Raw genomic sequence first — 19,127 nt, 5'->3', positions numbered from 1 at the left:
GAACAGGAACACGATTCAGGTGCCGTGTTCCGGCGGGGTCGCGAGCACCGTGGAGGTGATGCGGGTGGGGCTCGAACAGGTCCGCCGCGACTGGACTCGGCTGGGTTCGGCCGAACCCCTGTGGGCGGTGTGCGTGGACCCCGGTAAGAGGGGCGGCGGCTGGGACGACGACGAGTTCCTCGCCTCCGGACGGGCCGACATCGACCCGTCCGTCGCCCGCATGGAGGAGCTGGGCGTCCGCCCCGAGGGGGGCCGGGTTCTGGACTTCGGGTGCGGCGCGGGACGGCTGTCCAACGCCCTGGCCGCGCACTTCCCCGAGGTCGTGGGGGTGGACATCTCCGCACCGATGCTGGCGGAGGCCCGCCGCCTGGACCGCTCCGGGGGGCGGATCGAGTTCGTGCTGAACGAGCGTCCGGACCTGTCGGCGTTCGGGGACGACTCCTTCGACCTGGTCTACACCGACCTGGTCCTCCAGCACCTGCCGCCCGCCCTGGCCGAGGGCTACGTGCGCGAGTTCGCGCGGGTGCTGCGCCCCGGCGGCGCCATGGTGCTGGGCGTGCCCGAGTCCGAGCGGCGCACCTTCAAGGGACTGGTGTTCCGGTACGCGCCGTGGCCGCTGGTGGCGCTCGCCCAGCGGGTGCTGCTGCGCTACCCGGCGCCGATGCGGATGCACACCCTGCGCACCGAGCGGATCGCCGAGCTGGTCCCGAACGTCCGGATCGCCGCCTCCGACGAGTACTGGGGCGGCGACCACTGGCGCCACCTGCGCCACTTCGTGGTGCTGGAGGCGGGCACGTGACCGCGAACGCCGCGGGCGGGGGCACCGTCCCCTTCCGCGCCACCCTGGGCCGGTCGGTGCGGCTGTTCGCCGCCTTCCGCAGGGAGCAGGCCGACCCGGCGTTCTTCTACGGCACGCTCGCCCGCGACACCGTCGCGCAACTGCGCTCCTACACGCCGCTGGAGGGCAGGCTCGTGGTGGACGTGGGCGGCGGCCCGGGCTACTTCGCCGACGAGCTGAGGTCGGCGGGGGCCCGCTGCCTGTGCGTGGACGCCGACGCCCACGAGATGACGCTGCACGGGCGCGACGCCGACGCGTACGGCGTCCAGGGCAGCGCTCTGGACCTGCCGCTGCGCAGCGGTTCGGTGGACGTGTGCTTCTCCTCCAACGTGCTGGAGCACGTGCCGGACCGGACCCGGATGGCCGACGAGATGGTGCGGGTGACCCGGCCGGGTGGGCTGGTGTACCTGTCGTACACGCTGTGGCTGTCCCCGTGGGGCGGGCACGAGACCTCGCCGTGGCACTACCTGGGCGGCGCGTACGCGGCGGAGCGGTTCGCGCGGCGCCACGGCCGGCGGCCCAAGAACGACTTCGGCCGCACCATGTACGCCGCGCACGCCGGGGAGATGCTGCGCTGGACGCGCGGGCGCACCGACGTGGACGTGGTGGACGTGCGCCCCCGCTACCTGCCCGGATGGGCCGGGCCGATCGTGCGGGTGCCGCTGCTGCGCGAGGTCGTCACCTGGAACCTGCTGCTGGTCCTGCGCAAGCGCTAGGGACAGGCCGGAAACGTTGCTGGTGTGACGCGAGGGGCCCGACCCTCGGTGATCCGCCCCTGGCGGCGCTGTGGGCCGTCGGCATCGCCGCTCGGAGCGGGATCATCCCCGGCGGGCGCACCACGGCGGACCTTTTCCGGCACAGGACCGGCCGCCGCCCTGGTCACTCCAGACCGAACGGCATCCTGCGGCGCGTGTGCTGGAGGCTGACCCAGTGGTCGGCGGTGAACTCCTCCATCGCCCACTCGCCGCCGAACCGGCCGAGCCCGGAGTGGTTCTCGCCGCCGAAGGCGGTGTTGGCCTCGTCGTTGAGCGTGGAGTCGTTGACGTGCGTCATGCCCGCCCCCAGGCGGCGGGCGAAACGCACCCCCCGCTCGGCGTCGCGGGTGTGCACCGCGCTGGACAGCCCGTACTCGGTGTCGTTGGCGATGCGCAGCGCGTCCTCCTCCCCCTCGGCGCGGATGACCGTGGCCACCGGGCCGAACACCTCCTCGGCCGCGCTCGGCATGCCGTTGTCGGCCAGCAGCAGGTGGGGCGGCAGGACCCTGCCCGCCGGGCCGGTCGGTTCGCCGGACAGAAGGAGCCGTGCGCCCTGCTCGACGGAGCGCTCCACCACGTCCCGCACGCCCGCGCACTGCTCGTCGTCGATGATGGGGCCGATCTGGGTGGCGGGGTCGGCGGGGTCGCCCACCCGCAGCGCCCGGGCGCGCACGAGCATCCGCTCGACCAGCTCGTCGTGGACGGCGGCGTCGGCCACGACCCGGTTCGTGGCCATGCAGATCTGGCCCTGGTGGTAGTAGGAGCCGAACACGGCGGCGTCCGCGGCCAGGTCGAGGTCGGCGTCCTCCAGCACCACCAGCGGCCCGTTGCCGCCGAGTTCGAGCGCGCGCCTCCTGAGCGGGGTCTTCCGGGCGATGTGGCGGCCGACCTCGGTGGAGCCGGTGAACGAGATCATCCGGGACAGCTCGTGGGTGGCCAGGGCGTCGCCGATCTCGCCGCCCCTGCCGACGACCACGTTGAGCACCCCGGGAGGCAGCCCGGCCTCCTCGTAGATCCGGGCGAGCAGGAGTCCGCCCGTGACCGGGGTGTTCTCGGCGGGTTTGAGGACCACGGTGTTGCCGAGGGCGACGGCGGGCGCGACGGAGCGGTGGGAGAGCTGGAACGGGAAGTTCCACGGGCTGATCACCGTGACCACGCCGAGGGGTTCGCGGTAGACGCGGTTCTCCTTGCCCGGGGTGAGGCCGGGCAGGATCCGGCCCTGGACCCGCGTGGGGTAGGAGGTCACCTCGACCACGCCGCTGCGCACCAGCCCCCACTCGAACTCGGCGCGCTCGCGGATCGCCCCGGCCTCGTGGACCAGCCAGTCGACGATCTCCTCGCGGCGCGCGTCCAGGACGCGCAGTGCCCGCACGAAGACCTCGGCGCGCTCGGCGGCGGGGGTCGCCGCCCAGCCCGGCCACGCCCGCTGCGCCTCGCGGTAGGCCAGGTCCACGTCGCCCTCGTCGGCCAGCCGGATCTCGGTCAGGACCGTGTCGTCGTAGGGGTCCACGTCCTGGACGACGCTCCCGGACGACCCGTGCCGCCACCGGTCCCCGATGGGCATCCGGTCCAGTCCCGTGTAGGCGTCCGGCCTGCGGTCCGCGTGCATCGGCCCTCCCCTGCTTCGGCGTCACTGGTGCCACGGTCACCCCTGCCCGGGACCCGGGCAACGGGACTTGCCGCCTCTTGGCCAACTGTTCAGCGACTCCGCGACCGCCCTTGTCGCCCGGCGCCCTCAGCGGGCGGGGGTGAGCAGGAGTTCGCTGACGACACGGCCGTCGGCCCCGGTGACCGTGGCCGTCCAGCCGCCCAGGTCGACGCTCTCCCCGGGCCCCTCGGGGATGTGGCCGAGCAGGACCAGGACCATCCCGGCGACGGTCACGTAACTGCCCCGGGGCCGGTCGGTGAGGACGACGCCGAGGTCCTGCAGCTCGTGGACGGGGTAAGTGCCGGGCAGGCGCAGGGCGCCGCCGTCCAGCCGGGCGGGGGCGCGCTCGTCGGTGTCGGTCTCGTCGTAGATCTCGCCGACGACCTCCTCCAGCAGGTCCTCCAGGCTGACGATGCCGCTGACCTCGCCGCTCTCGCCGATCACGACGGCCAGTTGCTGGCGTTCGACGGTGAGCCGGTGCAGCGCGGCGGAGACCGTCAGCGAGTCGGGCAGCAGCAGCGGTTCGCGGGCCAGCTCCCGGGCCGTGCCCTCGCCCCGCAGGAGGTCGGACCAGTGCACCACGCCGACGATGTCGTCCACGTCGTCCCGGCCGACCAGCGGGGCGCGCGAGTGGCCGCGCTCGGCCAGGAGCAGGGCCGCCTCGCGCGCGGGCAGGTCGGCCGGGACGGTGTCCACGTCGGGGCGCGGCACCAGGACCTGGCGCAGCGTCCGACCGGTGATGTCGAAGGCCCCGGAGAGGATGGTGCGCTGCTCGGGGGTCATATGACCCTGGGCCTCGATCATGTCGCGCAGCTCCTCCTCGGTGGCCTCCTCCCTGGCGCCCTTCGGGTCGACCCCGCCGAGCCGGACGACCAGGTCGGTGGAGGCGCTGAGCAGCCAGATCGCGGGGCGCGAGAGCAGGGCCAGCGCGTTGAGCGGGCGGGCCACGAGCAGCGCCCAGGGCTCGGCGCGCTGCATGGCGATGCGCTTGGGGGCGAGTTCGCCCAGGACCAGGGTGACGAAGGTGAGCACGACGGTGACCAGCACGACCGACACCGGAGCCGCGTAGGAGCCGAGGAAGCCCAGCGGCTCGACCAGCGGGCGGGCCAGGGAGACGGCGGCGGTGGCGGAGGCGAGGAAGCCCGCGAGGGTGATGCCGATCTGGATGGTGGCCAGGAACCGGTTGGGGTCGCGGGCCAGCCGGGCCACCGCGAGCCCGCCCGGACCGCGCTCCTCCAGCCGCCTGATCTGCCCCTCCCGCAGCGTGATCAGGGCGATCTCGCTGCCCGCGAACACGGCGTTCACCACGACCAGGACCAGTACGAGGCCGATCTGGGCCCCGATGCCCTCCATGGGACTCCCCCGCGGTCGACTGTCGGTGTCCGGAGCTGGGATTCCTTCCCCCGAAACCCACAGGCCACACACCGCTCAACGGCTCCCCGCAGCCCTGACCCGCCTCTCCCGTCTCAGCCCAGGCGCTCCAGGGCCCGGCGCGGTGAGCGGGCGTGCCTGCCCATCCCCGCGAACGGGCACTCCTCGCGCTCCAGGTCGATCGTAAAATCCCGGGCCGTCTCCACCTTCTCCAGATCCTCCCAGGTCAGGGGCGCCGCGATCGGCGCGCCCGGCCTGGCCCGCACCGAGTACGGCACCACCGCGAGCTGTTCGCGGCCGTTGCGCAGGTAGTCCACGAACAGCCGGTCCCCGCGCGCGGCCTTGCGCACCTCGGTGGTCAGCTCGTCCGGCCGCCGGGCCACCACCCGGTCCGCGACCGCCTCCGCCAGCACGCGGACCTCCTGGTCGTCCGCCTCGGGCCGCAGCGGCGAGCGCACGTGCAGCCCCCGGGAGCCGCTGGTCATCACGTAGGCGGCCAGGCCAAGCTCGTCGAGCACCTCCCGCACGTCCCGCGCCGCGGCGCGGCAGGCGGCGAAGGCCCCGGGGCCGTCCCCGGCGGGGTCGAGGTCGATCACCATCCGGTCGGGCAGGCCCAGGTTCGGCTGCCGGGACTGCCAGGCGTGCAGGGTGATCGCCGCCTGGTCGGCGCACCAGACCAGCGCGGCCGCGTCCCGGCACAGCATCATCCGACCGCCGCTGGTGTCCGCGGTCCGCACCCAGTCCGGGACCGACGGGTGCTTGACGAAGAAGCCCTGCGCGTCGATCCCGTCGGGGAAGCGCGCCAGGGCCACCGGCCGGTCGCGCACGTGCGGCAGCATCAGGGGGGCGATCCGGGCGTGGTACCGCGCCAGGTCCTCCTTGGTCGCCCCGCCCTCTCCGAACAGCGGTTTGCCGGGCCTGCGCACCTCCACCACGCGCCGTCCCGCGCGCACCCCCGCGGTCTCCGCCGCCATGGCCTCCCCCGTTCGCCGCCGTGCGGCCCGCCTACCCGGGCGGCGGCCCCGGAAAACGGTGCCCGAACGCGCGAACGCCCGGCCGGGGAGGCCCCTGGCCGGGCGTTCGCGCGTCGGAGCGCGGTGCTACTTGCGCTTGTTGATCTCCTCGGTCAGCTGCGGGGTGACCGCGTGCAGGTCGCCCACGACGCCGAAGTCGGCCAGCTCGAAGATCGGGGCCTCGGGGTCCTTGTTGATCGCCACGATGTTCTTGGCGGTCTGCATGCCCGCGCGGTGCTGGATCGCGCCGGAGATGCCCAGGGCCACGTACAGGTTCGGGCTGACCGTCTTACCGGTCTGGCCGACCTGGAACTGGTTCGGGTACCAGCCGGAGTCGACGGCGGCGCGGGAGGCGCCCACGGCCGCGCCCAGCGAGTCGGCCAGGTTCTCCACGACCGAGAAGTCCTCGGAGCCCACGCCGCGACCGCCGGAGACCACGATGGCGGCCTCGGTGAGCTCGGGGCGCTCGCCCTGCTCCTCGTGGACGCGCTCGACGACCTTGGCCTTCCTGGCCGCGTCGGAGACCTCGACCGACACCTGCTCCTCGGCGGCGGCGCCGGAGGCGGCCTCGGCCGGGACGGAGTTCGGGCGGACCGCGACGACCGGCACGCCGGTGCGCACGCGGGCGTGGGTGACGGTGGTGCCGCCGAAGATGCTGTGCTCGGCGACGACCTCGGCGTTGACGTCCACGACGTCGGTGAGCACGCCCGAGCCCAGCTTGACCGCGGCGCGGCCCGCGATCTCCTTGTTCTCGGCGGTGGCCGAGACCAGGACGGCGGCGGCACCCTTGTCCTGGGCGAGCTTGGCGAGCAGCTCGGCCTTGGGAGCCACGACGTGGTCGTCCAGCTCGGCCGAAGCCACGTAGACCTTCTCGGCGCCGTACTCGGCCAGGACGGCCCTGCCCGACTCGGCGCCGTCACCGACCCACACGGCCGCGGGCTCGCCGATGCGGCGGGCGGCGGTCAGCAGCTCGGTGGTGACCTTCTTGACCTGTCCGTCGACGTGGTCGACGAGGACGAGGACCTCAGCCATATCCCTTGAACCTTCCCTGAGTCTCTCGTTCGACCTAGACGAACTTCTTCTCGACGAGGAACTCGGCGATCTTCGCGGCGCCGTCGCCCTCGTCCTTGACCACCGTGCCCGCGGCGCGCGGCGGCGCGGCGTCGAAGTCGACGGTCTCGGTGGTGGCGTTGGCCAGGCCCACCCTGGCCGTGTCGATGCCCGCGTCGGCGGCGGACTTCTTGTCCACCGGCTTCTTCTTCGCCTGCATGATGAGCTTGAAGGACGGGTAGCGCGGCTCGTTGATCTTCTCGACCACGGAGACGACCGCCGGGAGCTGGGCCTCGACGAGGTCGTAGCCGTAGTCGGTCTGGCGCTGGATCCTGATGGTGCTGCCGTCGATGTCGACCTTGCGGGCGAACGTGAGCTGCGGCAGGCCGAGGTACTCGGCGAGCGCGGCCCCGACCACGCCGGTGCGGGCGTCGGTGGACTCCGAGCCCAGGACGACCACGTCGAACTCGATGGTGCCCAGGGCCTGCGCGAGGGCGTAGGCGGTCTGGAGCGAGTCCGAGCCGTGGAGGGCGTCGTCGTTGACGAAGACGGCCTTGTCCGCACCCATCGACAGGGCCTTGCGGATGGAGTCCGTGGCCTGGTCCGGTCCCATCGTCAGGACGGTGACCTCGCCGCCGTGCTTCTCCCTGAGCTGGAGCGCCTCCTCGATGGCGTACTCGCACAGCTCGTTGATGACACCGTCGGACGCAGCGCGATCGAGCGTGTTGTCCTCGGGGTTGAGCTTCCGCTCGGTCGCCGTGTCCGGGACCTGCTTGACCAAAACGACAATATTCATGGCCGGTGGCCGACCTCCCTGCACTCCATGATCCGCCGTGCGGCGGCCGGACGCTGGCGCGCCCCCTACTGCCAACAATGCCGAATGCCGTTCGGTCATCCGACGGCGGGGCCGCCTTCACGTTCAGACAGGTCCCGCGATGTGCTCATAGCCCAGATGTTACTGGCTAGTAGCTTGGAGGCCAACCCCTGGCCCCCGGTGTGACTGAGGCAACCCTAACCACCGCTGTGCCGCAGGTGCTCCGACCCCGGTCGGACCGCCTGCGCCGGACACCGGTCGCGGGTGCCCGCCTCCCGCTCCCCACCCTAGTCGCCGCCGATCCCGCAGGAACCGGTCACACCACCGGTAGCAGGTCGGGGTCCTCCCGCCCCGCGGGAACGCCGAAGGCCCCGGGCCGGAGCCCGGGGCCTTCGCGGTGCCCGGTGAGCCCTACGGCCCCCGGGCGGGGATCACTGTCCGTCGAACCAGTCCGAGGGACCGCCGATCGGCACCCAGTCCGGAGCCGCCGACAGGCCGAAGGACAGGATGAGCATGGTCAGCAGCACGAGGCCGATGCACACGCCGACGTAGACGTACAGGTTGCGGTAGTGGACCCGGCGCACCAGCCACACCGCCTGGTGCCGCGCCTCGCGCCCGCTCGGCATGACGTAGCTGAGCAGGATCATCACGAAGATCGCGAAGGCCCCGGTGTAGTTGGCACCCTCGCCCGGCACGTCCGCGATCCGCGCGTAGATCATGCCGACCAGGATGCCCGCCAGCAGGTAGATCAGCCCGAAGCCGAGCGTGCGCAGCGCCATGCGCCCGAAGGCCCACGGGAAGCTGAGCGCCACCACCATGTTGTCGGAGTTGCGCGGGCCGCGTGTCTGGAGGCGGCGGGCGTGCTCGGCCTTGACCACGTCCAGGGCGCCCAGCGCGGCGATGATCACGACGCCCAGGATCAGCCCGAACCAGGGGAAGAGCAGGGACACACCGGCCACGGAGACCAGCATGGGCAGGATCGTCAGCGGGTGCATCCGCCACGACCGCTCCTCGTACTCCTCGCCCTCCTCGTCGGAGTCGTCCGGGAAGTAGTCGCTCACCCGGTCGCCGCCGCCGCGACGGAACCGGCCCAGCAGGCCGCCGCGCCGCTCCTCGTACTCGTCCCCGTCGAACTCCTGCGTCCGGTTGCTGCCCCGGCCGTCGTCCACCGGGGTGAGGATGTCGGCGAAGTCGCCCTTGTGCAGCGGGGTGTTGAAGAACTGCGTGTGCGGCGCCTGGTGGCCCTCGTCCTCGTACTCGTCGACGGGGCGCCGGGCGTACCCGTCCCGGTCGACCGGGTCCATCATCATCGTGCCCTGCGGGTCCTCGCGGGAGAACTCGTCGGGCTGGATGCGCCGCGTGCCCAGCACGTCGTCCGGTTCGTCGCGGACCGGGCTGATCCGCATCGTCCCCTGGGGGTCGTCCGGGTCGTCGGCGTCGCGCGGGGCGATGCGCTCGGTGCCCGGGAGCCCGTCGTCCTCGTCGTCCCAGCCGCGCCGCGCGCCGGAGAGGTCGTCGGTGGACTCCGGGTCGTCGGCGCGGCGGCCGTTCGCCGCGCCCGAGAGGTCGTCGGTGGACACGGGGTCGTCGACCAGCCCGCCGGAGTGCGCCGCGGAGGCCGGGCTCGCGGGGTCCCCGGACGGGGACCAGGCGCTGGAGGCGGGGCCGCCGGTGTGCGAGGGGCCCCAGCCCTGGTCGTTCTGGGCCGCGCGACCGGCCAGGTAGCCCGCCGCGCCGCCGAGCGCGGCACCGGCCGCGCCCGCCGCGGCGGCGCCGCCCGAGCCGCCGCTGCCCGGTTCCTCCCCGGTGCCCCCGGCCGTGGTCGGGTGGTACACGGTGTGGCTGCCGGTGAGCCCGGTGGGACGGCCTCCCGCGTCCTCGGTCCAGGGCAGGTCGAGGTTGAGGCGGCTGGCCTCCTCCAGCAGTTCCTCCGCCGTGGGGCGGCTGCGCATGTCACGGGAGACGGCGCGGTTGACCAGCGGCCGCAGCGCCTCGTGCATCCCGTCCATGTCGATCTCGCCGTTGAGGATGCGGAAGAAGATGACCTCGAAGGTGCCCGCGCCGTAGGGCGGGCGGCCGGTGGAGGCGAAGGCGACGGTGCCGCCCCAGGCGTGGATGTCGGTGGCCGGGCCCAGGTCGGTGCCCTCGATGACCTCCGGGGACAGGTAGCTGGGCGTGCCCACGAACGTGCCGGTCTGGGTCAGCTTGGCGCCGTCCACCGCGTGCGCGATGCCGAAGTCGATGACGATCGGCTCGCCGTTGGAGATGATCACGTTGCCGGGCTTGAGGTCGCGGTGGATCACGTCCACCGCGTGGATGTCCCGGATCGCGCGGGCCATGCCGGTGACGAAGCGGGTGAGCGCGCGGCCGCGCAGCGGTCCGTGGTTGGTGACCGTGGCGTCCAGGGTCGGGCCGGGGATGTGCTCGGTGACCACCCACGGCAGCTCGGCCTGGGTGTCGGCTTCGATGACCTCGGCCACGTTGGGGCTGTGCACGCGGCGCATGGTCTCGACCTCGCGGGCGAGGCGGGCCCGGGCGATTTGGTCGCCCGCGACCTCCGGCTTGAGGACCTTCACCGCGACGAACTGCTCGGTCCGGGGGTCCTCGGCCTGGTACACCACGCCCATGCCGCCCTGCCCGATGCGGCGGCGGATGACGTAGTGGCCGATGCGCTCCGGCAGCTCCTCACCCATGGGGAAACCTGCCGACATTGCCATCGAGAACTCATCCCCTCAAAAGACCACATACCACCGCGTCCAGCTTAGCGGCCGGGGGATGGGTCACCATTGGCTTGTTCGTCCCGGTCTCGGGCCCGTGTGGTCGCTTCCGCACCGCCGGGCGTCCGGGGTTCAGGCGGCGCGTCCGTCCGGGGGCGACCCTCACGAGTATGACGGAAAACTGGCGTGGGCGGTTCCCTCCCTCCCGTCCGGACTGGCCGGATCCGGACGTTCGGCCGAACCCCCCGTGACACCGTTCGATCCAACGAGCGGGGTGAAAAGTTCTCGAATCCACCGAAACGGCTGCGGGGCGGACGGCACGACGCCGTGTGCCGCCGCCCCGACCTGCTGTTCCGGCGCCCGGTCGGCTCGGACCGGTCCGTCCGGCGGCCCTCCGGCGCCGCTTCATCGCCCCGTCAGCGCCCCTTGAAGGCGGCCTTGCCGGGTCCCTGCTCGACGAAACTGCGCATGCCGTCCTTCTGGTCCTCGGTCGAGAACAGGCCCGCGAAGTGCAGGCGCTCGATCTCCAGACCGGTGTCCAGGTCCGTCTCCAGGCCCCGGTCCACCGCCTCCTTGGCCGCGGCCAGCGCCACGGCCGGACCCTGGGCGTACCGGGCGACCAGCGCCACGGCGGCCCGGTAGACCTCCTCGTCCGGGACGACCTGGTCCACCAGGCCGATCTCCCGGGCCTCGTCCGCCTTCACGTGGCGACCGCTGAAGATCATCTCCTTGGCCCTGGAGGAGCCGATCAGGCGGGGCAGGCGCTGGGTCCCGCCCGCGCCGGGGATGACGCCGAGCTGGATCTCGGGCACGCCCAGCCTGGCCCCGGCACCCGCCACCCGGAAGTCCGCGGCCAGTGCCAGCTCCAGGCCGCCGCCGAGCGCGTACCCGGTGACCGCCGCCACGACCGGCTTGGGGATGCGGGCCACCAGGTTCAGAGCGCTCTGGAGGTCGCGCGCGTAGCCGAGCATCTGCGCGGCGGTGAGGTCGGCCATCTCCTTGATGTCAGCGCCCGCGACGAACACCCGCTCACCGCCGTAGACGACCACGGCGCGCACGTCCGGGTCCTTGGCGACGCGGGTCGCGGCCTCGGCGATCTCCGCGGTGAGCGCGGCGTTGAGCGCGTTCACCTTCGGCCTGTCCAGCCGGATCACGGCCACGGCCGGATGGTCCGGATCGGTCTCCACACGCACGAACTCGCCCACGGTCTGCTGCCCCTCACTACTCGGACGTCACCACTGTCTCCGAACTGCTTACCACCCGGTTCAGGAGAAGAGCAGCACCAGGGTGCCCAGGCGTGCGGACAGGGTGTAGGCCGCCGCCAGGAGCAGGGCGGCCCCCGCCAGCAGCAGCGTGTCCGCGGTCCGCCAGCGACTCTCCCGGACGCGGGTGCGCGGCCCGGTCCCGAAGGCGCGCGCGTCCATCGCCGCGGCCAGCAGCGTCCCGGTGCGGATGGAGCGCACCAACAGGGCGAACAGGCGGCCGAAGAACAGCGCGACCGCCCTGACCGGGTCGCGCCCGGCCTCCAGCCCGCGAGCCCTCCGCGCCAGTGTGATCGTGCGCCACTGGTCGGCGAGCAGCGGGACGAGCCGCAGCGCCGCCAGCACGCCCATGGCGGGACGCTCGGGGAGCCGCAGCCGCTGTACCAGGGCGTCGGCGGTCTCCGTGGGGTCGCTGCTCACGGCGGCGAGCAGCCCGGGCAGGGCGATGGCCAGCAGGCGCACCGCGGCGCCCAGCGCGCCCTCCGCACCGTGCTCCCCGTACAGGTAGTTGACCAGCCCGCTGGAGAGCCCCATGAGCAGGAAGGGCCCGCCCAGGACGAGCAGGGTGCGCCGGTCGATCCCGCTGAACGGCAGGAGCAGCAGGACGCCCGCCAGCACCGCGCCGCCGGTGACGGCGTCCACGGCCGGGACCAGGCCCACGCCCAGCAGCAGGGCGGCGAGCAGTTTGGCCGCCGGGTTGAGCCCGACCAGCCAGAAGCGCGCCCCGCCGTCCGCGGGAGCCTCCAGGGTGAGCGCGTCCCCCGGCGGGGCACCGGCCCCGCCCTGCCCTCGTACCTCGTCCGGTACACGGACCTCATCCGGCGCACGACGGACCTCGTCCGTCTCTCGGTTCCCCTCCGGCACGCGGGCCCCGCCCGGGACACGGTCCCCGTCCACGGGTGTGTCCGGAAGCCTCCGGTCAGCCACGGCTCCCCCTTCCCACCGGCGTGTGCCCCGCGGGCCCGGTCGGCTCCGGCGGGCCGGGCGGCTCCGCCCCGGCGCCCGCGTCCGGTGCGGCGGCCTCCTGGACGGCGCGGCCCCCGGCCACGCGCACCCGCGCGTCGGCCAGACTCCGCAGCAACAGGTCGTCGTGGGTGGCCATGACCACCGCGCGGCCCGCGGACCGCAGGGTGGCGAGCAGCTCCACGAGTTCGGTCCAGGTCCGGGTGTCCTGGCCGAAGGTGGGCTCGTCCAGGACGAGCGCGTCGGGCGCGTGCGCGGGGCCCGAACTGAGCGCCGTGGCCACCGACAGCCGCCGCTTCTCACCGCCCGAGAGCGTGTAGGGGTGCACGTCGGCCAGCGCGGACAGGCGCAGGCGCTCCATCAGCTCGCCCACCCAGGCCTCGGTCTCGGCCTCGCCCATCCCGGCGCGCAGCGGGGCGAAGCACAGCTCGTCGCGCACGGTGGCGGTGACGAACTGGTCCTCGGCGTGCTGGAAGACCGTGCCCACGTACCGGGCCAGCCTGCGGGCGGGCCAGCGCACGAGCGGGCGCGGGTCGGCCCCGGCCAGCGGCCCGCGCGGCAGCACCGCTCCCCGCTGGGGCCTGGACAGTCCGGCGAGAAGGGTCAGCAGCGTGGACTTGCCCGCGCCGTTGGGTCCGGTCAGGGCGGTCGCGGTCCCGGCTCGGACGGTGGCGTCCACCCCCTCGAACACCGTGCGCCGCGGCGCCGCGCGCACGCCGAGCTGGCTCGGGGTGCGCGCCGTGACGCCCACGGCCTCCAGCAGGGGCTCACCGCCCGGCGCGGGCTCAAGGACGGGCGCGGGCTCGAACCCGGGCACCCACACGCCCTGCGCGGCCAGCGAGCGCCCGTGCTCGGCGAACACGGTCCCCGGCGGCCCGTCGGCGACGACCCCGCCGCCGGGCGCCACGACCACGACCCGGTCCACCAGGTCCACGACGTCGGCCACCCGGTGCTCGACCAGCACCAGGGTCGCCTCGGTCTCGGCGAGCAGGCGGGCCAGCACGCCGCGCACCAGCGCGGCCCCGGCCGGGTCGAGGTTGGCGGTGGGCTCGTCCAGCAGCAGCAGGCGGGGGCGCATCGCCAGGGCCCCGGCGATCACCAGGCGCTGCTTCTCACCGCCCGACAGCGCGCCGGTCGGGTGGCGCGGTCCGTACGGGAAGCCCACGGCCTCCAGTGCCTCGTGGACGCGTGGCCAGATGAGGTCGGGGGCCACGCCCAGGTTCTCCGGGCCGAAGGCGACGTCGTCGCCCGCGCGCGCCATCACCAGCTGCGTCTCGGGGTCCTGGCTGACCAGGCCGACCGAGCCCCGGCTCCGGTCGGCGGGCTCTCCGTCCAGGAGCAGGGTGCCCTCGTGGTCGCCGCTGATGGCGGCGTCCTCGCCGGTCAGGCCGGCCAGCGAGTGCAGCAGGGTGGACTTGCCCGCGCCGGAGGCGCCCAGCAGCAGCACGCGTTCACCCGGCTCGATCACCAGGTCCACGCCGCGCAGCGCGTGGGACCCGCGGCCCGAGTGCCGCCAGCCCCAGCCGGAGAGCTCCACGCGCGCGCCGGGGCCCCCGGCCGCCGTCCGGCGCCCGTTCGCGGAGGCCACGGTCAGCCCCTCGCGGACGGGAAGGGGGCCAGCGCACCGGAGCGGGCCAGGGCGGTGGTGAGCAGGCGGGCGCCCACGCCCGCGATGAGGGCGGCGCTGACCACCACGATGACGCCGTAGGTGATCTGGTAGGACAGCGGCCAGGTCACGTTGTAGGCGAGGTTGTCGCGGATGGCCGGGGAGACGCCCGCGACCGCCGCCGCGAGGACGGCCACGCCCATGCCCCAGCGGCGGTAGCCGAAGGCGAGAAAGACGAGTTCGGGCAGGATGCCCTGGAGGGCGCCGTCGAGGATGACCATGATCCCCCACTGGGTGCCCAGGAGCGCCGACACCGAGGCGGCGGCGACGGCGGTGAGCAGGGCCGCGCCGGGCTTGCGGATGATCAGGCCGCCCAGCACGCCGGAGATCAGCCACATGCCGTAGACGACGGCCTGCGCGGGCGGGAAGCCGACGAAGAGCGGGGTCGTGACCGACCAGACGATGTTCCAGAGCCAGAAGACCACGCCGACCGCGACGCCGATGACGGCGGCCACGACGATGTCGACGGTGCGCCAGCTCCGCAGCCGACCGAGGACGTCGTGCCGGAAGCCGGTGCCCTGGGGGGTGGTGGTGTTCCTCTTCATTCGGTGTCCCTTCGCCGGGGGGTGCGAGGGGCCCGTGCGGCCGAGAGCGGCGCCGGGACGCGTTCCGCGCGCGCCGGGACGTCCCGGTGCGCGGGAGCACGCCACCGGTGACGGTTCCTACGACTTCCTTCGCTGGCATGACCCAGATCAGGTGTGTAAGGGTCTGCGGCCTGGTGCCGCACTCTCAGCGCTCGCGCGCTCCCCTGTCGGTTTCACCCATTTTGACTTCCTCTCCTGCCTGAAGGCAAGAGATCGCGGAACCGCCTACCGGTGGTTCGAGGCCAACGCCTCGTCACGGGTCGCCCCGTGGCCTTCCTGTTTCGTCGCCGGTCGCCCCGTCCGGGAGGACTCCCGTTGAGGTCTCACACCAGCTCCGCAGGCAACAACCGCCAGCCCGGCGGCTTCGAGATTGAGCGCCGCGTTCACATCACGGTCATGGACCACCCCACAACCGGGGCACCTCCACTCCCGTACACGCAACGGCAACGACGCGTGCACGTACCCGCATCCGGGGGTCGAGCACGCCTTGGAGGAGGGAAAGAACCGGTCCACCACGATCAGGTCCCGCCCGTACCAGGCGCACTTGTACTCCAACATGGTGCGCAGCTCACGCCAGGCCACGTCCGAGATCGCCCGGGACAGCCTGCGGTTCTTGACCATGTTGCGCACGGCCAGGTCCTCGATCACGACCACTTGGTTCTCGCGGACGAGTCGAGTGGAGAGCTTGTGCAAAAAGTCGCGCCTGCGGTCGGTGATGCGGGCGCACACCCGCGCCACCTTCCGCCGCGCCCTGTCCCGGTTCGCGCTGCCCCTGGCCTTACGGGCCAGCGCCCGCTGCGCCCGGGCCAGCCTGGCCCGGTCGCGTTGCTCGTGGCGTGGGTTGGCCACCTTCTCCCCGGTCGACAAGATCACCACGGAGGTGATTCCGGCATCGACACCGACCGCGTTGTTGACGGCCGGGGCCGACGTGATGGTGTCCTCACACAGCAGGGACACGAACCAGCGCCCGGCCGCGTCACGCGAGACCGTCACTGTCGAGGGACGGGCCCCTTCGGGCAGGGGCCGCGACCACACGATGTCCAGGGGTTCGGCCATCTTGGCCAGGGTCAGACGGCCGTCGCAGTAGCGAAAGGCCGACCGGGTGTACTCCGCCGAGGCCCGGGAGGTCTTCTTGGACTTGAACCGCGGGTACTTCGCGCGGCGGTCGAAGAAGTTGCCGAAGGCGGTGTGCAGGTGGCGCAGCGTCTGCTGGAGCGGAACGGAAGAGACCTCGGTGAGGAAGGACAGCTCCTCGGTCCTCTTCCAGGCGGTCAGCATCCCCGAGGTGTGGGAGTAACCCACCCGCTCGCGGCGCTGCTGCCAGGCGGTGGTGCGTTCGGCCAGAGCGCGGTTGTAGACCAGGCGCACGCACCCGAACGTGCGCGACAGCTCAGCCGCCTGCACATCACTCGGATAGAAGCGGTATCGATAGGCCCGCTTCACGCTCTTCCTGGTCATGACACACACCGTAGCGACCGCCCTGCGATCGCGTGAGCCGAATCCAACAGAAAGCTACAGAAAGGCGGGATCTCAGTCCCCGGGGCCGACACCGCCCTCGGGCACCTGCGGCTGCGGGGGCGTGCCGTTCCAGGGCGCGCCGCCGTCCCCGCCCGGGGACTCGCCGCCACCGCCTTCCCCGGTACCTCCGCCTCCGCCGCCTCCACCACCGCCGGTGTTTCCGCCTCCACCGCCATCGGTCGAACCTCCGCCCCCGCCGGTGCCCCCGCCGGTGCCGCCGCCGGTGCCGCCGCCACCGGTCGAACCCTCGCCGCCTCCGGTACCGCCACCGCCGCCGGTCGAGCCCCCACCGCCGGTGGCCTCCTCACCGCCGCCACCGCCGGTCGAACCGCCGTCACCCCCGCCGTCACCGCCGCCACCGGCCGCGACGCCGCCGTCACCGGTACCGCCGCCTCCACCGCCTCCACCGGTGTCGCCGTCGTCGCTGTCGCCACCGCCGCCCGACGGCTTGTCAGAGGCCTTGCCGTAGATCTTCGGCGAGGGCGCGAACTCCTCCTCCGGCAGGCCCGCCACGGCCTCGCGCATGGTGGCCTGCCAGATCGGGCCGGGCAGCGTGGCCCCGTAGACGATGCCGTAGTAACGGTCGCCGATGGTCACGCCCTGGAGAGTGTGCTGCTCCCCGCCCCGGATGTCCCCGACCACCACGGTCCCGGCCAGGTTCGGGGTGTAGCCCGCGAACCACGCGTAGGCCGCGCTGTCTGTGGTGCCGGTCTTGCCCGCCACCGGGCGCCCGATCTCCAGGCCGTTGGCGGTACCGCCCTCGAAGGTCTGCTGGAGCAGGTGGTTGACGCCGTCGGCGACCTCGGTGTCCAGCGCTCCCTCCTCGCACTCGGTGCCCATCTCGATCTCCTCGCCGTCCTCGCCCTCGAAGAGGACCGAGGCCACGGGGACCGGCTCGCAGTAGGTGCCCCGGGAGGCGAAGACGGCGTAGGCGCTGGCCATGGTGAGCGGGGAGACCTCCTGGTCGCCCAGGGTGAAGGAGCTCCACACCTGCAGGTCCTCGCCGTCCGCGCGGTGGACGCCCAGGCTCTGGGCCATCTCCGCCGTCTCGCACAGGCCGACGCGTTCCTGGAGCTGGGCGAAGTAGGTGTTCACCGAACCCTTCGTCCCGCTGATCATGTTGTGCTTTCCGCCGTCGCTCTCCCCGGCGTTGCGCACGTCCCAGGGCGACATCCTGCCGCCCTCGCAGTTCTCCAGGCCGCTCACCGTCGTGGACTTGGGCGAGGAGAAGCTGGTGTCGTACTCGAGCCCGGCGTCCAGGGCGGCGGCCAGGGTGAACGGCTTGAACGTCGAACCCGCCTGGTAGCCCAGCGACCCGCCGTCGTCGTGGTCCACGGACAGGTTGATCGAGGTGGTGCCCGGCTCGTCGTCGAAGCCGTAGCGCATGTTCTGGGCCATGACCCGCACCCGGCCGGTGCCGGGCTCCACGAGGACCTCGGCGGCGAACTTGTGGGAGTCGCCCGCGGGGACGTAGCGCTCGATGGCCTGCTCGGCGGCCTCCTGCATGTCCAGGTCCAGGGTGGTGCGCACGGTGATGCCGCCCCGCTCCAGTATCCGGTCGCGCTCCTCCTGGGTGTCGGCGAGCGCGTCGGAGCCGCCCAGCCACCGCATGACGTAGTCGCAGAAGAAGGGCTGCTCGCTGCTGAAGCAGCTTCCCGCGCGCGGGGTCTCGTCCACCTCCAGGCCCCGGCTCTTGTACTCCTCCGCCTCCGCGCTCTCCAGGTGTCCGGTGGCGACCATCCGGTCCAGCACCAGGTTGCGGCGCTCGACGGAGGCCTCGGGGTTGGTGAGCGGGTCGTAGTACGAGGGCGCGCGCACCAGCGCCACGATCGTGGCGGCCTGCGCGGGGTCGAGTTCGGAGGCCGGGACGGAGAAGTAGCGCTCGGCGGCGACCTCGATGCCGTACGCGTTCTGGCCGAAGTAGGCGAGGTTGAGGTAGCCCTCCATGATCTCGTCCTTGGTGAGCTTCTCCTCCAGCTCGATGGCGTAGCGCAGCTCCAGCACCTTGCGGGTCAGGGTGCGCGCGTTGGCGCTCGCCAGCTCCTCCTCGGTGTCGGCCTGTTCCATGAGGAGGTTCTTCACGTACTGCTGGGTGATGGTGGACCCGCCCTGGGTGTTGCCCAGTGCGGTGCGGACGGCGGCGCGCAGTGTGCCGCGCAGGTCCAGCCCGGCGTGCTCGTAGAAGCGGTCGTCCTCGATCGCCATGAGGGCGGCGGGCACCCAGGGGCTGATCTCGTCCAGCGGCACCACGTCGCGCTCGCGCTCGGCGACCTCGGCGATCGGTTCCCCGTCGACGTCGGTCAGCAGCACGCGCTCGGCGGGGTGCGGCACGGCCAGGTCGCTGGGCAGGGCCATGAAGGCCGCGGCGGAGTCCTTGGCCGCCAGTCCGAGACCGCCGACCCAGGGCATGACCAGCGCCGCCGTGAGCAGCCCGGCGACCGCGCTGGTTCCGGCCAGGCGCTGGACCGTCTCCCGGCGGTCCCCCGTCGGGGTCGGCTCCGACACCTTTCGGCGCAGGACCTCGGTCCACCGCCGCACACGCGGACCCGCGGCGGCCGGTACCGCGCGGGAGAGGGCCCCGCGCCGGTTCCGGCGCGGGACCTCGTGCCGCCGCCCGTGCGGCGGACGCTGGTTGGACTCCGTCACGTCGCCCCCTACGGCCGTGTGCCGCCCCGCCCGCGGGACGCGCGGGCAGGCAACTCCGTCGACCACGCTCTCAGGGCGGACGTAAAGGGCGTACCGGGTTGACGGGCGCGTCAGCGAAAAACTTCCTCAATGACAAGCAAAGCACCGCATAGCGAACATATTTCGTCAATCACCATGAAACAGGCGCGTCACACACCCGACACCGGGAGGGGAGCGAGGCCGGAGAGGAGCGCGGGCCACGGGTGCCCGAATCCGTGACAAAAGTTCCTTAGGCGACCATTC

At 73.0% G+C, this 19,127-nt stretch carries 14 protein-coding genes and 1 riboswitch; of the genes, 2 read left to right on the top strand and 12 right to left on the bottom strand.

The window, feature by feature from the left end:
• Positions 1 to 19: 19 nt before the first annotated feature.
• A complete protein-coding gene (locus tag AC0VX6_RS04890; RefSeq protein WP_475467483.1) occupies positions 20 to 799 on the top strand; it encodes a class I SAM-dependent methyltransferase in 780 nt (259 codons plus the stop codon).
• Positions 796 to 1,554, top strand: coding sequence for a class I SAM-dependent methyltransferase (locus AC0VX6_RS04885; RefSeq protein WP_274976382.1), 759 nt, complete (start codon positions 796 to 798; stop codon positions 1,552 to 1,554). Before AC0VX6_RS04890 ends, AC0VX6_RS04885 begins: the two co-directional genes overlap by 4 nt.
• Positions 1,555 to 1,717: 163 nt before the next feature.
• Here AC0VX6_RS04885 and AC0VX6_RS04880 read toward each other — a convergent pair whose 3' ends face one another.
• The 12 genes from AC0VX6_RS04880 to AC0VX6_RS04825 form a co-directional block, all read right to left on the bottom strand.
• A complete protein-coding gene (locus tag AC0VX6_RS04880) occupies positions 1,718 to 3,202 on the bottom strand; it encodes an aldehyde dehydrogenase family protein (RefSeq protein WP_274976381.1) in 1,485 nt (494 codons plus the stop codon).
• Positions 3,203 to 3,328: 126 nt separating this feature from the next.
• Complete coding sequence (locus tag AC0VX6_RS04875; RefSeq protein WP_475467481.1) at positions 3,329 to 4,594, bottom strand: hemolysin family protein; 1,266 nt, start codon at positions 4,592 to 4,594, stop codon at positions 3,329 to 3,331.
• 113 nt (positions 4,595 to 4,707) lie between these two features.
• Entirely contained in the window at positions 4,708 to 5,586 is an 879-nt protein-coding gene (gene ligD, locus AC0VX6_RS04870; RefSeq protein ID WP_475467480.1) for a non-homologous end-joining DNA ligase, read from the bottom strand.
• Positions 5,587 to 5,712: 126 nt separating this feature from the next.
• Complete coding sequence (locus AC0VX6_RS04865; protein ID WP_274976378.1) at positions 5,713 to 6,657, bottom strand: electron transfer flavoprotein subunit alpha/FixB family protein; 945 nt, start codon at positions 6,655 to 6,657, stop codon at positions 5,713 to 5,715.
• A 34-nt stretch (positions 6,658 to 6,691) separates the two neighbouring features.
• Entirely contained in the window at positions 6,692 to 7,471 is a 780-nt protein-coding gene (locus AC0VX6_RS04860; protein WP_047870008.1) for an electron transfer flavoprotein subunit beta/FixA family protein, read from the bottom strand.
• Positions 7,472 to 7,920: 449 nt separating this feature from the next.
• Complete coding sequence (locus AC0VX6_RS04855) at positions 7,921 to 10,206, bottom strand: protein kinase domain-containing protein (RefSeq protein ID WP_475467478.1); 2,286 nt, start codon at positions 10,204 to 10,206, stop codon at positions 7,921 to 7,923.
• 416 nt (positions 10,207 to 10,622) lie between these two features.
• A complete protein-coding gene (locus tag AC0VX6_RS04850; RefSeq protein ID WP_274976376.1) occupies positions 10,623 to 11,411 on the bottom strand; it encodes an enoyl-CoA hydratase/isomerase family protein in 789 nt (262 codons plus the stop codon).
• Between the two features lie 60 nt (positions 11,412 to 11,471).
• Positions 11,472 to 12,215 carry an energy-coupling factor transporter transmembrane component T family protein gene (locus tag AC0VX6_RS04845; protein ID WP_475469258.1) on the bottom strand — a complete coding sequence of 248 codons (744 nt, stop codon included), beginning with the start codon at positions 12,213 to 12,215 and terminating at the stop codon, positions 11,472 to 11,474.
• Between the two features lie 172 nt (positions 12,216 to 12,387).
• On the bottom strand, positions 12,388 to 14,019 hold the full coding sequence (locus tag AC0VX6_RS04840; protein WP_274976375.1) for an ABC transporter ATP-binding protein: 1,632 nt from the start codon (positions 14,017 to 14,019) through the stop codon (positions 12,388 to 12,390).
• 2 nt (positions 14,020 to 14,021) lie between these two features.
• Complete coding sequence (locus AC0VX6_RS04835) at positions 14,022 to 14,642, bottom strand: ECF transporter S component (protein ID WP_274976374.1); 621 nt, start codon at positions 14,640 to 14,642, stop codon at positions 14,022 to 14,024.
• Positions 14,643 to 14,749: 107 nt separating this feature from the next.
• Positions 14,750 to 14,857, bottom strand: a riboswitch (TPP riboswitch).
• Positions 14,858 to 14,906: 49 nt separating this feature from the next.
• Positions 14,907 to 16,139 carry an RNA-guided endonuclease InsQ/TnpB family protein gene (locus tag AC0VX6_RS04830; RefSeq protein ID WP_475467476.1) on the bottom strand — a complete coding sequence of 411 codons (1,233 nt, stop codon included), beginning with the start codon at positions 16,137 to 16,139 and terminating at the stop codon, positions 14,907 to 14,909.
• A gap of 72 nt (positions 16,140 to 16,211) precedes the next feature.
• Complete coding sequence (locus AC0VX6_RS04825; protein ID WP_475467475.1) at positions 16,212 to 18,845, bottom strand: transglycosylase domain-containing protein; 2,634 nt, start codon at positions 18,843 to 18,845, stop codon at positions 16,212 to 16,214.
• Positions 18,846 to 19,127 lie beyond the last annotated feature (282 nt).

It is taken from the genome of Nocardiopsis sp. iso_25 (genome assembly GCF_056173305.1).
Note: the sequence above shows the minus strand (reverse complement) of the source record. Positions and strands in the feature narration are given on the sequence as shown.